Raw genomic sequence first — 14,487 nt, forward strand, 5'->3', positions numbered from 1 at the left:
ATCACAAAAGAGAGCTGGTGGACGATGTGTTCCCGACGCGGCTCGGTGTGCTATTGAATCGATGCTTGCAGGGTCCCATGTCCCGGCGGCGGACTGTGGTGTCCACCCGGTTCCGGCCGACGGAGACCGGTGCGGGTTGCACGTGCTCCGGGTAACAGCGGCGGTGCTTGGCAGGGTGGGTACCCGGCAGTAGTGTCAACGCGTCCGTTCCGGTCACCGGTCACCGCGGGTGCCGCCGGGACGGGCCCGTCGAGTCGTGTTCAACGAGCCGGGGACCCATCGCAATCCTGGGGTGAATCCGCGGGCCATGGCCTGTGGTAGGGCGACCTTTCGCGCCCGAATCCGACAGCTAACCCGGTAGGCGGCAGCGTAAGGAGACCACGTACGTGCAAGCCCGCCTGCCATCCTCCACATTCTTGCGCCGCGCCACTCTCGTGCCTTGGTACGTCCGGTTCGAAGCCGGCCCGTGACGTTGGATCACTAGGCCGCGGCGGTCTCACTGCAGGCGTACTGCACTGATCGGTCCCGTGCTGCTCGGCCCTGCCGGTAGCACCATCCTGGCGCGGCCTCCGCGGCTTCGCGCACCTGACACCACGCCCCCGCTCGGCTCGGGCATCCCCTTGGGCGTCGCTGGCTCATCCGGCGCGGCGTCGTCCCGCACTCGCTCGCGATTTGTCGATGTGCCTACGCACGACGAGGGCACATCTGTGGAGGAATTTCGTGCAGTCCAAACATGCTCGCCGCAGGTCCCGCCATGCCGCGCCCAGGCGCGTTCCCCGGGGACCGGTCACCGCCGCCGCGATTCTCGTCGTCGGCGTAACCGGTGCCGTCGTGCTGAGTCAGGCCCCGAGCCAGGCGGAATCACGGGTCTTCTCGGCGGTCGGCGCGACCGACGCGGCCCGCGACAACGGCGGTAGGGCCGCGCGGATCCAGAACCGCGCGGCCGCGCCGGCGGCCACCCAGGCGCCGGCCATTCAGGCACCGATGGCTTCGCCCGCGCCCACGGGTACCCGGGCGCCGGCGGTCACGAAGGCGGCGGTGGCCGCCCAGGCGGCGGCACCCGCGCAGGCGCAGGCGGTACCCGCTCAACCCCCGACGCCGCCGCCACCGCCGGCGTCGAAGGTGCTCAACTACCAGTTCCAACTGCAGCCGAACTACTACTACTGCGGTCCGGCGGCCACCCGGATCGCGCTCAGCGCGAGCGGCCACCTCCTCAGCCAGGACGAGATCGCGACCAAGCTGGGCACCACGACGGGCGGGACGAACTCGGCCCACGACACGACCCGCGCGCTGAACAGCGTGCTCGGCGCCAACGTCTACCAGACCAGGGAGATTCCGGGACCGGCCGCCACCACCGCCCAGACGGATCAGCTACAGGCCGACGCCGTGCGCGCCATCAGCGGCGGCCGAGCCCTGGTCACCAACGTCGTCGGCGCGGTGACGGACATCGCCGGGGGCTTTCACAGCTACGGGGGAGGGCACTACGTGAGCGTCGTCGGGTACGAAGACAACGGCCGGCGGGTGAAGGTCGCGGACCCTGCCAACGCCAACGGCGACGGTACGTACTGGGTGACCACCATCAACATGACGAAGTGGATGGTCAACCGCGGCTACTCGTACTGAGCCGACAGCGGCACCGGGCGGCTCGACCATGTGACGTGGTCGGGCCGCCTACCCCTTTCCGGCCCCACTCGTGATGCGTCAAGATCTGTGGGCGTCCGTGGAAGGGGGTGCCGTGACCAGTCCGGAACTGATCAGGGGCTTGCAGGAGCGAGCGGCCCGGGCCCTGCCCGCGGAGCGCGTCGAGGACGCGGAGGGGTGGTGGCTGCGCCACGCTCCCCGCTGCTCCTGGTGGGTGGGGACGGTGCTGCCGCACCGTACGGCCGGCCCGGGCGAGTTGACGCGCCGGGTCGTCGGGGCGGAGAGGTTCTACGCCGCTCACGGCACGGTCGCGCGGTTCCAGATCAGTCCGGGCGTCTGTCCGGACGGTCTCGACACGTTGTTGGCCGAGCGCGGCTACTGCCCGGAAAGCCCGGCGTCTTTGCAGGTGGCCACCGACGCCCAGGTCCTGGATCGACTGCTGGGCTCGGATCGGCCGCCGTCAGATGCGCTGCGGGTCGAGGTGGACGACCGCCCGACCCGCGCGTGGTTCGACGCCTGGTACGCGGTGCACGGTCACGGCGGCGACCCTCGGACCGAGTGGGACCTGCTCGAACGGGTGGCGCGGCCGAGCGGGTACGCCCGCGCGATGGACGGGGATGACGTCGTCGCGGTGGCCCGTGCGGTCGCCGACACCGGCTGGGCCGGGGTGTTCGGCATGGCGACGCTTCCCCGGGCTCGTGGCAAAGGCGCGGCCCGCCGCGTACTGGCCGCGCTGGCCAGCTGGGCCGGCACTCATCGGGCTGACCGCCTGTACCTCCAGGTGGAGCGCGACAACGTGCCGGCTCTCCGGCTGTACGAGCTGGCGGGTTTCACCGAGATATGTGCCTACCACTACCGCACCGCGCGGTGAACGCGCCGGCTAGCCGATCGCGTCCACGATCTGCTCCGCGCGCTGCTGGTGCTTGGCGTACGCGTCCGGGAAGGCCGACACCTGGACCCGCTGCGCCGCGACGGTGACGGCAAGCTGCTCCCAGCCGGGGATCTGGATGAGCGCGGCGTAGAACCGGCGCGCGGATTCCTTCGGGTCCATCAGCTGGTCGACGTTTCCCCAGTTCGGCCGCTGCTGGAACAGCCCGATCGAGTCGTGGTCGTACCCCACGCCCTGGTTCGGGTGGTCCATCGACCCCGCTACGCCCGGGTTGGCGAGGACCTGCAGGTTGCTCTCCTGCAGGGCGGTGGAGATCGCCACCACGAACGCGCGGCGCGACAGGTTCATCTCCTTGCCCGCCTCGACGATGGCGATGGCGTTGTCCATCTGCGCCTGGCTGAGCCCGGCGACCGGAGGGCGCTTGGTCGGGGTCGGCGGGGGCGGGGGCGAGGCCGGTGACGGGGTCGCCGACGCCGTTGTCGAACTGGCCTGGGGCGTGCCGGGTGGGCTCGTCTGCGGACTGGCCTGCGGGCTGTCGGGCGAATCAGTCGCTGAGCTGCTGGGCGACGCGGTCGCGCGGTCGCTCAGCGACCGATTCGCCCTGGAGTTCGCCGCTGCCGCGCGTTCGTTCGCGTCGGCGAGCACCGCGCTGGCATCCGGAGTGGTGGCCGGCTGGGCCGTGGTCGACGCGAGGGCCCAGGGGGCACCGAGGGCCAGGGCCGTGACGCCCGCTGCTAGTGCGGTCGTACGCCAGGGAGTACCCCAGAAGGACGTGGATTCTGTGGAGTGGCGGCCTTGGCGGCGGTAGCGCCGGAGATAGCCGGAGAGGCGTTCTGTTGCTTTGTGATGCGTCTGGTCGCTGCCGAAGTCGCTGGGCACCCGGCGAGCTTAAGTCATGTCTCATTTGGTGTCTCATTTGGTGTGGGCGGAACCACAGGGTTGTCGCGGTCCGATCCGACGGATGTCGTTCGGGCTCTGTCGGATCGGCTGCCGCGACCGGTACGACCGGCCCTGGCGGCCTCCTCTTTTGCGGCCTGGGTGGCGATCGAGTCAACCAGGCCGGGCGGCCAGTCGGCGCCGGCGCGGGCGAGAACGGCCTCGTGGAGCTGGCTCCACAGGCCGGCTGCCGTCCACTCGGTGAACCTGCGGTGGGCGGTGGCCCGGGTAACCCCGAACGTCGACTCGGGCAGCTTCCACCAGGAGTGCCCAGCCCCGGTCAGATACAGCACCGCGGCGAGCACGCGGCGGTCGTCGACGCGTCGACGACCGCCGCCCTGGGGTCGAACCGGGGTCGCCGGGATCAGCGGGGCGACGACCTCCCACAGTGAGTCGGGGGCCCATCGGGTGATCGCGTCCTCATCCACGGGGCTTGATCCTGGCTCAGTTCGTCCCGGATCCGAGCGAGACACGCCCTATCGCCATGCCGCGTCGGCCGCCGATGTGCTGAGGCGCACTCCGATGACCCCGGCTCGACGGCTGGACAGCACCCTTGCCATGAGCTTAGGCTCGCCTAACAAAGGTTGGCCTTACTTAAGGAGCACGATGGGTACGGGTGGACGGCGGGTACTGGCGGTTGTGGCCGCGCTGACTGTCGCATTGGGAGCGGCGGCCTGCGGCGGCGGTTCGAAAGAGGCCGGGTCGGCCGACTCTTCGAAGACGATCACCCTGTACAACGCGCAGCACGAACCCATGATGAAGGCGCTGGTCGACGGCTTCACCAAGGAGACCGGGATCAAGGTCAAGTTCCGCAACGGCAAAGACTCGGAGCTGGCCAACCAGCTCGTCCAGGAGGGCGCGGCGACCCCGGCCGACGTGTTCGTCACCGAGAATTCCCCGGCGATGACGCTCGTGGACAGCAAGGGCGGATTCGCCAAGCTCGACGGCGCGACGTTGAGCCAGGTGCCGAAGCAGTACGTACCGTCCACCGGCAACTGGATGGGCTTCGCCGCCCGCTCGACGGTGTTCGTGTACAACTCCAAGCAGGTCACCAAGGAGCAGCTGCCGGCGTCCATCATGGACATCACGCAGCCGCAGTGGAAGAACAAGATCGGCGTCGCCGCCGCCGGGGCGGACTTCCAGGCCATCGTCAGCGCCATTCTCGCGGTGAAGGGCGAGGCCGCGACGGCCGAGTGGCTCAAGGGCCTGAAGGCCAACGCGAAGGTCTACCAGGGCAACGGCGCGGTGATGAAGGCCGTCAACGCCGGCGAAATCTCCGCCGGCGTCATCTACCACTACTACTGGTACAACGACCGGGCCGAGTCGGGTGCCAACAGCAAGGACACCGAGCTGCTCTTCTGGGGCAACAAGGACCCCGGCGCGTTCGTCAGCGTCTCCGGCGCCGGCGTGCTCAAGGCCAGCAAGCACCAGGCCGAGGCGCAGCAGTTCGTGACGTACCTGACCGGCAAGGCCGGGCAGAAGATCCTCGCCGACGGCAACTCCGGGGAGTACTCCATCTCGGCCGAGGTTCCCACCAACTCCAAGCTCAAGCCGCTCAGCGAGCTCAGCCCGCCGGACGTGGACGTCGCCAAGCTCAACGGGCCGAAGGTGGTCGAGCTGATGCAGCAGGCAGGCCTGCTCTGACCAGCAACTCTTTCAAGTGGACAGGGGTGGGGCGCCGCGTCGCGACGTACCCGCCCCTGCTGCTCGCCGTATGCGTCCTTGTCGCCCTCGTCGCCGCGATCCCGCTGGCCTTCGTCATCGGGTACACGGTCAGCACCGGCTGGGACGAGGCGTGGCGGCTGCTGGTCCGTCCCCGCGTCGGCGACCTGCTCGTCAACACGGTCCGGCTCACGCTGGGCTGCATGGTCGGATCGGCCGCGCTCGGAACCGGCGCGGCCTGGCTGGTGGAGCGCACCAACCTGCCCGGCCGGCGGATCTGGAACGCGCTGCTGGCCGCGCCCCTCGCAGTGCCGGCGTTCGTGACCAGTTTCGGCTGGGTATCGCTCACCCCGGCGGTCGAGGGGTACTGGGGCGCGCTGCTCATCGTCACGATCTCGTACTACCCGCTGGTCTACCTGCCCACCGCGGCGGCGCTGCGTGGTCTGGACCCCGCCCTGGAGGAGAGCGCCCGCGCGCTCGGCCACGGGCCGTGGCGTACCTTCGCCCGGGTCGTGCTGCCGCAGCTTCGCCCCGCCGTACTGGGCGGTTCGCTCTTGGTCGGGCTGCACCTGCTCGCCGAGTTCGGCGCCCTGCAGATGCTGCGGTACCCGACGTTCACCACCGCGATCTTCGACCAGTACGAGTCGGCGTTCAGCGCCCCGGCGGCCAACATGCTGGCCGTGGTCCTGGTCGGCCTCTGCGCGCTGCTACTGACGGCCGAGTTGCGACTGCGCGGACGGCGGCGGTATGCCCGCGTGGGCCGGGGCGCGGCCCGCACCGCCGAACCCGTACGGCTGGGCGGTGCGACCGTCCCGGCCCTCGCGGCCGTGTTCGGCGTGGTGGTGCTCGCGCTCGGGGTGCCGCTCGGCAGTCTGGTGCACTGGCTGGTCGTCGGCGCGTCGACGGCGTTCCCGGTCGGCGACCTCGCGGCGACCGCTGGGGCCTCCATCGGCCTGGCGCTGGTCGCGGCGCTGCTCACCACCGCGCTGGCGCTCCCGGTCGCGTGGCTGTCCGTGCGGCACCGGGGGAGCGTCAGCACCCTGCTGGAGCGCAGCACCTACATCGCCAACGCGCTGCCAGGCATCGTCGTCGCCCTGGCGCTCGTGACGGTGTCGATCCGCTTCGTGCCGGCCGCGTACCAGACGACCGGGCTGTTGCTGGCCGGGTATGCCATCCTCTTCCTGCCCCGGGCGATGGTCAGCGCTCGGGCGGCGATCGCGCAGGCGCCCCCGGGCCTCGAGGACGTCGCCCACTCCCTGGGCACCCGCGGCGCGGCCACGCTGCGGCGGGTGATCCTGCCGCTCATCGCCCCGGGGATCGGGGCCGGCGCCGCGCTGGTGTTCCTCGCGGTCGTCACCGAACTCACCGCGACGCTGCTGCTGGCGCCCACCGGTACCCGGACCCTGGCCACCCAGTTCTGGACCTACAGCAGTGACATCGACTACGGTGCCGCCGCGCCCTACGCTGCTCTGATGGTGATCATCTCGGCGCCGGCCACCTACCTGCTCACCCGAAGTTCCAGGAGTACGTCATGACCGCACTGACGATCCGCCAGCTCACCAAGAGCTTCGGGCCCGTCCAAGCGCTCGCCGGGGTGGACCTCGACGTACCCGCCGAGAGCCTCACCGCCGTGCTCGGCCCGTCCGGCTGCGGAAAGACCACCCTGCTGCGGATGGTCGCCGGGTTCCTGAGCCCCGACAGCGGCACGATCGCCTTCGGCGACCAGCAGGTCGCCGGCCCCGGCGGAACCGTCCCGCCGCAGCGCCGCCGGGTCGGGTACGTGCCGCAGGAGGGCGCGCTGTTCCCGCATCTCGACGTCGCCGCGAACGTCACCTTCGGGCTGCCCCGCGCCGCCCGCCGCGCCCGGAAGCGCGTGGACGAGCTTCTCGACCTCGTCGAGCTCGACCGCCGGGTCGCCACACGGTACCCGCACGAACTCTCCGGTGGGCAGCAGCAGCGCGTCGCCCTCGCCCGTGCGCTCGCTCCGCAGCCGTCGGTCGTGCTGCTCGACGAGCCGTTCTCGTCCCTGGACGCGGCGCTTCGGCTCAGTACGGCCCGCGCCGTCGCGCAGGCCCTGCGCACCGCGCACGCCACCGCCGTCCTGGTCACCCACGACCAGGACGAGGCGCTGTCCCTGGCCGATCAGGTCGCGGTCATGCGGGAGGGGCGGCTGGTCCAGGTGGGTACGCCGGACACCGTGTACAGCAGCCCGACCGACCCGGCGGTGGCCGAGTTCGTCGGCGCCGCGGTGCTCCTGCCGGGAACGGTCGACGGCCAGCGGGCCGAGTGCGCGCTGGGGACCCTGACCGTCGCGCCCGGATCCGTTCAGGGACCCGCGCAGCTCGTCATCCGGCCCGAGCAGATCCAACTCTCGCGCGATGGCGGCAACGGGGGGATCGTCGCACGGGTGGGGGAGGTGGCCTACTTCGGTCACGACGCCACCGTCCGGCTCCACCTTGAACCCGGCGGGCCCGAGGTGGTCGCCCGCGTCATGGGCGCACGGACGCCGGATCCAGGGGCGCGGGTACGGCTGTCCGTCGATGGCGTCGTAGCCGCCTACCCGAGCACGAACTAGTTACCGCCCGTAACCGTCTGACCGCCGACCCATGTGGGCGAGTCAGCTGATCACGTGGCCCGGTCAGCACCGTTGTGGGGATCGTGACGTTCTTCGCCGGGCTCTCCCGGCTCGGCGCCAGCACCACCGCGACCCTGTCCACCCTCGAACCCGTGGTCACGGTCGGGTCCGCCGCCCTCCTGCTCGTACGGGCCTCCCGTACCCGCGAGCTGGCACCGGCACCCCCGGCGGCAGTCAGTCGGCAGCGGTAGGTCGGACCGGGCGTAGCTCCGGCTTGTGCTTCAGCGCCTCGGCCCAGATCAGGTGCCGTATTCGCGGCTCGGCGCCGTCGATCAGCAGGCTGCGGGCCTCGGCCTCCAGGTTGCGCTCCCAGACGGTCCCGCGCTCCAGATGCTGGCGCAGGTGCTCGTGCCAGGTCGCAACGGTGAAGGTCTCCAGAAACAGCGTCGGGTCCTCGGCGTCCCGGAAAAGGCCCCAGTTGGTCCCGCCGGTTCGCTTGCGGGACCGGCTGACCTGGCGCATCACCTTCACGAACGCGTCGGCGTTCTCCGGCGGGACCGGCCACTCCAGGGTGACCAGGACCGGGCCGGCCCGGGAGTCGACGTCGAGCGCGGGTGGCTCCGGCCAGTGCGCGATCGTGCTCACATCCAGCCGGGGCTCCGGCAGGTGCAGTGCCCGCATGCTGACCGCGGCGGCGACGACCAGCCCGGCCGCCGGGACCACGAACGCGGTACGCACGCCGGCCAGGTCGGCGACCGTGCCCCAGCCGAACGCGCCCAGGGCCTGGCCGCCCATGAACGCGACCTGGTAGTAGGCGAGGGCCCGGGCCCGGGTCCAGGCTGGGAGCAGCACCTGAGCCGTGCCGTTGAGCGTCGACAGCACGCCGATCCACGCCGCCCCCGACACCACCAGCGCGACGACCGCCGGCAGCGGCGACCGGGACAGCCCGATCACCGCCATCATGGCCGCGAAGGTCAGCGTCGCACCGGTCACCACCGCGTTCGTGCCGACCCTGGCACGGATGCGGGGAACGATGAACGCGCCGGCCGCTGCGCCGAGGCCCAGACAGGCCAGCAGCAGCCCGTAGCCGCCGGCGCTGAGCCGCAGGGGGCCCCGAGCCAGGGCGGGCAGCAGCGCCCACAGCGCGCTCGCGAAGAGGACGAAGAGGGCCAGCCTCGCGAGTACGGTGGCGAAGCGCGGCGCGTGCCGGGTGTAGCGCACGCCCGCCCGGACGGCGCCCACGATGTGCTCGGCGCCCAGCGGGCGGTGGTCGGGCGGCCGTTTCCACCGGTAGAGCACCAGCAGCACGCCGAGGAACGACAGCGTGTTGAAGGCGAAGGTGGATACCGGGCCGATGGTGGCGATCAGCGCCCCACCCAGGGCCGGGCCGACCGCCGCGGCCAGATTGGCGTTCGCGCCGCCGAGGTACGCCGCCTGCGGGATCTCTTCGGGGCTGACTAACTCGGGCGTGACCGCCTGGAACGTCGTGATGGACAGTGCGCCCCCGACGCCGATGAGAGCGATCAGCAGGAGCAGGAGCGGTGGATTCACCAGCCGGGCGGCGGTCAGCAGCGTCAGCGCCGCCGCGGCCGCACACATCACCGACTGGCCGGCGATCAGCAGGCGGCGCCGGTCCACGATGTCGCCGAGCGCCCCGGCGGGTACCACGAGCGCGAAGATCGGCAGCGTGTTGGCGGTCTGCACGAGCGCCACGAACAGTGGACCGACCCCGAGGTCGCCCATCAGCCACTGCGCGCCGACCGTCTGTGCCCAGCCGCCCGTGATGGTCGCGAACTGGGCGAAATACAGATCGCGAAAGGTCCGCCTGCGCAGTGGCGCCCAGGCGCGTACCGCAACGGCCGGCTGCATTGGGGACCGGGTACCCGTCAGGTCCGGCCGTACACGTACCGTTCCGGACCCGCCTGGGGCGGCGCGGCGCGGCCCGACGCCCCAGGCGCGCGTCTATTCCGAGGAGGGCACGTGTTTTACCGGCGGGGGCCCGGGTAGAGCGGTTGCTGCCCGGGCACCCCACCCGCCCGAGGCTTGTCATGACGTACACCGCGGGTAATGGCCCGGCCCGCCGTGGCCATTCCTTCGACTCTGTCTGGGCCGGCGTCGTCCCGGTCGGCACAGGGTCACGCTCCTGACGGACGCAGCTGTGGCGAGGCGTCGCCACGGCCGCTGACCATGCCTGCGCACCGACGGGTGCGCCGTTCCGGCGTCGGTCTGGCCACGGCCAGCACAGCGCCGTAGGCCCTGCACCGCACTGCGCTTCAGCGGCGTATCTGGAGGTACAGGCTGTGAACTATGCGCTGTTCATCGGATCGTTCTTCCTGGTCATAGCGCTGGCTTGGCTGTCGATGCCCTCCCATCAGCCGAGCGCGGCGAGCCGCACCTACCGCACCGCGTTCCTCGTCAGCCTCGCGCTGATGTCGGCGGTCTGCTGGCTGTTGCGCATCGCCCATTCGGTGCCGCCGTCCGCGTGGTGGTACGTGGTGGCCGGCGCCCTTTTCGGGGGGATGACGGCCACCGCGGTGGACGTCGGGGTCGCCGAGGATACGACGCCGCTATCCGTCGGCACCCGGATGGACGCGCCGGCGGGTCGGCACGACCCCTGGCGGAAGCGGTTGACGGCGCTATGCGTCGCTGTTGTGGCGTTCGCCGCCGTCGTGACCACGCTTCCACTGTGGATCGTCATCGTCGGGCTCATCTGGATCGAAGAGCCCGGCCCGATCTTCGTCTCCAGGAGATCGCTCCGCGCGGACGGGACGGCCTCCCGACTGCTGAGGTTCCGGTGTGTGCGGTCCGACGGGCGGACGCTCGTGGTCGGTCTCCTGCTGCGGCGCCTGCGCCTCGTCCGCCTGCCCCAGATGGCCGCCGTGCTGGTCCGCGCCGTCAACGCCCTCCGGCCCCGACTCCGGCCCCGACCTCGTACCGCCGCCCGGTCGCTGGCGCGCCGGCCCATCGCGGCGCCGGTGGCGGCCGTGGCGACCGTTCTCCTGGTCGGCGCCGTGGCGGTTGCCGCGCTGGACGTCCAGACGCCGCGGCAGCAGCCCGTGTTGAAGGGGCCCGTGCGCGGGCTGGCCGTGCCGCAGGCGTTCGACCCGGCCGAGGGCGCGGTGCTGCCCAATCGCCGGGTGGTCGCGTTCTACGGGGTACCCGGGGCCGCCCAGACCGGGCCGGCGGCGACGCTCGACGCCGGGGTGCTGGACCGGCTGCGGGCGCAGGGCGCGGAGTACGAGAAGCTCGACCCGGCCCATCCGGTCGCGCTCGGGATCGACCTGGTCGCCAGCGTGCCCGACTCCGACCCGGGGCCGGCCGGCACCTACAGCCACCGGCTCGACGGCGCCACCATGGACCGGTACGTCGACTTCTGCCGGACCAACGGGCTGCTGCTCTTCCTGGATCTCAGCTTCGGCTGGTCGGACCCGCGCCAGGAGCTGGAGCACTTCATGTCGTACCTGGCGCTGCCCTTCGTGCACCTGGCGATCGACCCGGAGTGGATGTTTCCCCGCCACAACGGAGTGCCCGGCATAAACCTGTCAAACGTGCGGGCCGACGACCTGAACCCGCTGATCACCGCGATGGCGGAGCTGCCGGTCAAGTACCGGATTCCCCGCAAGATCGTGATCATCCATCAGTTCCGGCCGACCGGAGACGGCATGTCGGACCCGTACGATCCCGGCAACGCCGAGATCGCCGACAAGCGCAACCTGGTCGACGACCCACGGGTGGACCTCGTCGTGCACGTCGACTCGGTGGGCGGCTGGGTCGGTGACATCCCGACGAAGGTCGAGCAGTACGACGAGTGGATCCGCCGGGACATGAAGCGCTTCAGAAACTTCCAGTACGGCGGGTTCAAGATCTTCTACCAGATCGAGTCGAAGAACCGCCTGATGACACCGGCGGAGGTCATGAAGTTGAAGCCCCCGCCCATGGTGGTCACCTACGGCAACTGACGGCAGCCTGCAGTCTTCAGCCGGCCAGCTCGGCCGCCACGGTGGCGCCGAGTTCCCAGCACTCCTCGAGGCCAGCCTTGCCCGGCTCGCCGGTGAGGACGACCGGTGGCCGTACCCGCTTCCACTGCAGGCCGGTCGTGATCGCCTCGATGGCGCGTACCGCCCCGGAGGCGTCGTTGTTGCCGTGTAGGAACGCCGCGTACGGGCGCCCGGCGGTGGCCTCCAGGCAGGGGTAGTAGATCTGGTCGAAGAAGTGCTTGAGGGCGCCGCTGATGTACCCGATGTTGACCGGCGTTCCGAGCAGGTAACAGTCCGCCGCCAGCACGTCCACCGCCGTGGCGGCCAGTGCCGGCCGGGAGACGATCTCCACGCCCTCGATCTCGTCGGTGCTGGCGCCGGCGCGCACGGCCTGGTACATCGCCTCCAGCGTCGGCGACGTCGTGTGGTGGACGATCAGCAGCCTCTTCACCGGGCCGAGCGTACCGATACCGACCAGCTGTTTATCCTCCACCTGGAACCCCGATGCATCCCACCTGCGTCGTCCCTCCGGTTTGCCACGGATGCCCGGTAAGGGGACGCAGAGTTGCATTACGGGTGCAATGCTGGTTCGCGTCGGTGCGCAAGCTGCACCGATGAGCGAGCTGAGATCCGTCAGGCACATCTGGTCGCCCAAGGCCTGACGGGGAGCGAGAGGCGAAACCCGCGCTCTGAAACCGAGTCCATGACCGGGCTGTGGAGCGCGGGACGGACGGGTCGGTGCGTTGACCGGCGACCGCGTCCAGCGCATCTCCACGGCCTGGTGAGACACGGCATGACCGAATTGCCGGTGTCAGTGACACCACGACAGGCCGATCGGAGCCCACGTTTCATGCACACCTCAGCTGTGTACGACCAGATCCCCGTTCTCCGCGCCACCGGGCGGGGCGGAACGACGTTGTCCGCTTTCCACGAGGCGCTCGTCGCCGTTGACCTGGGGCACTACAACCTGGTCCGGCTGTCCAGCGTCATCCCGCCGCGCACGAAGGTCGACGTCAGCGGAACCGTGCCGGTGCCGGCGGGGCAGTGGGGCGACCGCCTCTACTGCGTGTACGCCGATCAGCGGGCCACCTCCCCGGGCGAGCAGGCGTGGGCCGGTATCGGCTGGGTCCAGCGCCTCGACGGCGGCGGCGGGCTGTTCGTCGAGCACGAGGGGACCAGCGAGGATTTCGTGACGCACGCGATCAGCACGAGCCTGCGCGACCTCGTCGCCGGGCGGGAGGGCGAGTTCGCTCCGCCGGAGTGGGTGGTCAACGGTGCGATCTGCACCGGCGAGCCGGTGTGCTCGCTGGTGATCGCCGCGTACGAGACCGCGCCGTGGGCGAGTGCGCGATGAGGCTGAGCATCGAGCACAAACTGGACGAGGCGACCATCGCGGCGTTCTACCCGCTGTACGTCGCCGCCTTCGACCCCATCCGTACCAGGGCCGCCGCCCGGCACCTGTTCTCCGCCGAGGAGTTCGAGGCGGAGATGGTCGACGAGCGCATCGACAAGTACGTCCTGTGGGACGCCAACGACGAGGCGTTCGCGCTGACCACGGTCGCGCGGGACCTGGCTGCGCTGCCGTGGATCAGCCCGGAGTACTTCGCGACTCGCTACCCGGACGAGGTTGCCCGCGGCGCGGTTTTCTACCTGGGGTACACCCTCGTCGACCCGGAGCGCGCCGAGCAGGGCGCGTTCCAGCTGATGTCCAACGAGGTAGAGCGGCAATGCGCCGAGGCGCGAGGGCTGCTCGCGTTCGACGTCTGCGCGTACAACGACGAACGCAGTGTCGGCCGGCGACTCCGAAGGCTGGGCGAGACCGGGTGGAGCCTGCACGCTGTCGACGTGCAGACGTACTACGCCGCCACGTTCGACACCGCCACCTTCGACACCGCCACGTTCGACACCGCCACCTTCGACACCGCCACCTTCGACACCGCCACCTTCGACACCGCCACCTTCGACACCGCCACGTTCGACGCAGCGTCGCCTGCGGGCGGCGCCGGATGACCGCCCACCGTGAGGCGGCCGGGACAGCTGCACGGGCGGTCGGCGAGGGTACCCGGATCGTCACCCTTGCCGACCGTCCCGACCTGGTCACCGCCGTTCCCGGCGTGCTCGACTCCCGCTGGCCGAGGTTCATGCTGGCCGGGCGCCCCGGCCACGACGTCGACCTGACCGACCTGCTGGTACGGGCGCCGCAGCACCAGGTGTTGCTGGTGGACGCCACCGACGAGGTCCGCGGCGTCGGCCTGTCGGTGCCGCTGGAGTGGGACGGGTCCGTAGCCGATCTTCCGTCCGGTTGGGACGGTGCGGTGACGGCAAGCGCCGACCTGCTCGAGCGCGGGGGCAGGCCGAACGCGGCCTGCGCGCTGTCGATCACCCTGATGCCGGCGGTCACCGGCCAGGGGTACGCCGGCGAAATGATCGACGCGCTCAAGCGGGCGGCGGCCAGTGCCGGGGCGGCGGCGCTGATCGCGCCGGTCCGGCCGGTGCTGAAGGCGCGCTACCCGTTGGTACCCATGGAGCAGTACCTGACCTGGCGTACCGAGGACGGCGAGGTCTTCGACCCGTGGCTGCGCCTGCACCTGCGGGTGGGTGGGGAAGTGCTCGGCGTCGCATACCCGTCGATGACGATCAGCGGGACTGTCGCCGAGTGGCGGTACTGGGTCGGCATGCCGCTCCCGGGCGACGGCGAGTACGTGATTCGCGGCGGGCTCGCGCCGCTGACGGTCGATCGCGCCGCTGACCTTGGCATCTACCGGGAGCCAAATGTGTGGGTCGTGCACCGGGAGCAAATTTGATCA

The 14,487-nt window shown here is 70.9% G+C and carries 15 protein-coding genes and 1 riboswitch; of the genes, 11 read left to right on the forward strand and 4 right to left on the reverse strand.

Features of this window, described 5'->3' with window-relative positions:
- Nucleotides 1-237: 237 nt before the first annotated feature.
- Nucleotides 238-379, forward strand: a riboswitch (cyclic di-AMP (ydaO/yuaA leader).
- Nucleotides 380-720: 341 nt separating this feature from the next.
- Complete coding sequence (locus HC028_RS13295; RefSeq protein ID WP_168077064.1) at nucleotides 721-1,623, forward strand: C39 family peptidase; 903 nt, start codon at nucleotides 721-723, stop codon at nucleotides 1,621-1,623.
- A 112-nt stretch (nucleotides 1,624-1,735) separates the two neighbouring features.
- The gene (locus HC028_RS28140; RefSeq protein ID WP_203981588.1) at nucleotides 1,736-2,512 is read left to right on the forward strand and encodes a GNAT family N-acetyltransferase; all 777 of its coding nucleotides are present in this window, start codon (nucleotides 1,736-1,738) and stop codon (nucleotides 2,510-2,512) included.
- Between the two features lie 9 nt (nucleotides 2,513-2,521).
- On the opposite strand, the gene HC028_RS13305 is transcribed toward HC028_RS28140, so the two are convergent.
- On the reverse strand, nucleotides 2,522-2,917 hold the full coding sequence (locus HC028_RS13305; RefSeq protein ID WP_168077066.1) for a hypothetical protein: 396 nt from the start codon (nucleotides 2,915-2,917) through the stop codon (nucleotides 2,522-2,524).
- Between HC028_RS13305 and HC028_RS13310 the strand changes: the two genes are divergently transcribed.
- Nucleotides 2,904-3,338 (forward strand): hypothetical protein, encoded by a 435-nt coding sequence (locus HC028_RS13310; protein ID WP_168077068.1) that lies wholly within the window; start codon nucleotides 2,904-2,906, stop codon nucleotides 3,336-3,338. The two genes, HC028_RS13305 and HC028_RS13310, sit on opposite strands and share 14 nt — an antisense overlap.
- 85 nt (nucleotides 3,339-3,423) lie before the next feature.
- Here the strand turns inward: HC028_RS13310 and HC028_RS13315 are convergent, their stop codons facing one another.
- On the reverse strand, nucleotides 3,424-3,894 hold the full coding sequence (locus HC028_RS13315; RefSeq protein ID WP_168077070.1) for a transposase: 471 nt from the start codon (nucleotides 3,892-3,894) through the stop codon (nucleotides 3,424-3,426).
- Nucleotides 3,895-4,072: 178 nt separating this feature from the next.
- On the opposite strand from HC028_RS13315, the gene HC028_RS13320 reads away from it, so the two are divergent.
- The 4 genes from HC028_RS13320 (at nucleotide 4,073) to HC028_RS27060 (ending at nucleotide 7,954) form a co-directional block, all read left to right on the forward strand.
- Nucleotides 4,073-5,110, forward strand: a complete 1,038-nt coding sequence (locus HC028_RS13320; protein ID WP_168077072.1) for an iron ABC transporter substrate-binding protein — start codon at nucleotides 4,073-4,075, stop codon at nucleotides 5,108-5,110.
- Nucleotides 5,111-5,136: 26 nt separating this feature from the next.
- Nucleotides 5,137-6,663: an ABC transporter permease gene (locus HC028_RS13325; RefSeq protein WP_203981587.1), complete on the forward strand. Its 1,527-nt coding sequence runs from the start codon at nucleotides 5,137-5,139 to the stop codon at nucleotides 6,661-6,663.
- On the forward strand, nucleotides 6,660-7,703 hold the full coding sequence (locus HC028_RS13330; protein WP_168077074.1) for an ABC transporter ATP-binding protein: 1,044 nt from the start codon (nucleotides 6,660-6,662) through the stop codon (nucleotides 7,701-7,703). The genes HC028_RS13325 and HC028_RS13330 overlap by 4 nt, the downstream gene beginning before the upstream one ends.
- A gap of 83 nt (nucleotides 7,704-7,786) precedes the next feature.
- Nucleotides 7,787-7,954 carry a hypothetical protein gene (locus HC028_RS27060; RefSeq protein ID WP_203981586.1) on the forward strand — a complete coding sequence of 56 codons (168 nt, stop codon included), beginning with the start codon at nucleotides 7,787-7,789 and terminating at the stop codon, nucleotides 7,952-7,954.
- Here HC028_RS27060 and HC028_RS13340 read toward each other — a convergent pair.
- Complete coding sequence (locus HC028_RS13340; protein ID WP_168077076.1) at nucleotides 7,938-9,572, reverse strand: MFS transporter; 1,635 nt, start codon at nucleotides 9,570-9,572, stop codon at nucleotides 7,938-7,940. The two genes, HC028_RS27060 and HC028_RS13340, sit on opposite strands and share 17 nt — an antisense overlap.
- A gap of 431 nt (nucleotides 9,573-10,003) precedes the next feature.
- Here HC028_RS13340 and HC028_RS13345 point away from each other — a divergent pair, with 431 nt between their 5' ends.
- On the forward strand, nucleotides 10,004-11,662 hold the full coding sequence (locus tag HC028_RS13345; RefSeq protein WP_168077078.1) for a sugar transferase: 1,659 nt from the start codon (nucleotides 10,004-10,006) through the stop codon (nucleotides 11,660-11,662).
- A gap of 16 nt (nucleotides 11,663-11,678) precedes the next feature.
- Here HC028_RS13345 and HC028_RS13350 read toward each other — a convergent pair whose 3' ends face one another.
- Nucleotides 11,679-12,131 carry a flavodoxin family protein gene (locus HC028_RS13350; RefSeq protein WP_168077080.1) on the reverse strand — a complete coding sequence of 151 codons (453 nt, stop codon included), beginning with the start codon at nucleotides 12,129-12,131 and terminating at the stop codon, nucleotides 11,679-11,681.
- A 399-nt stretch (nucleotides 12,132-12,530) separates the two neighbouring features.
- On the opposite strand from HC028_RS13350, the gene HC028_RS13355 reads away from it, so the two are divergent.
- Genes HC028_RS13355 through HC028_RS13365 form a run of 3 tightly spaced genes read left to right on the forward strand, consistent with a single transcriptional unit; the run spans nucleotide 12,531 to nucleotide 14,484 of the window.
- Nucleotides 12,531-13,034 carry a pyruvoyl-dependent arginine decarboxylase gene (locus HC028_RS13355; protein ID WP_168077082.1) on the forward strand — a complete coding sequence of 168 codons (504 nt, stop codon included), beginning with the start codon at nucleotides 12,531-12,533 and terminating at the stop codon, nucleotides 13,032-13,034.
- A complete protein-coding gene (locus tag HC028_RS13360; RefSeq protein WP_168077084.1) occupies nucleotides 13,031-13,690 on the forward strand; it encodes a hypothetical protein in 660 nt (219 codons plus the stop codon). The genes HC028_RS13355 and HC028_RS13360 overlap by 4 nt, the downstream gene beginning before the upstream one ends.
- On the forward strand, nucleotides 13,687-14,484 hold the full coding sequence (locus tag HC028_RS13365; protein WP_168077086.1) for a hypothetical protein: 798 nt from the start codon (nucleotides 13,687-13,689) through the stop codon (nucleotides 14,482-14,484). Before HC028_RS13360 ends, HC028_RS13365 begins: the two co-directional genes overlap by 4 nt.
- Nucleotides 14,485-14,487 lie beyond the last annotated feature (3 nt).

The organism is Planosporangium flavigriseum (assembly GCF_011947225.1).
Lineage (GTDB): Bacteria > Actinomycetota > Actinomycetes > Mycobacteriales > Micromonosporaceae > Planosporangium > Planosporangium flavigriseum.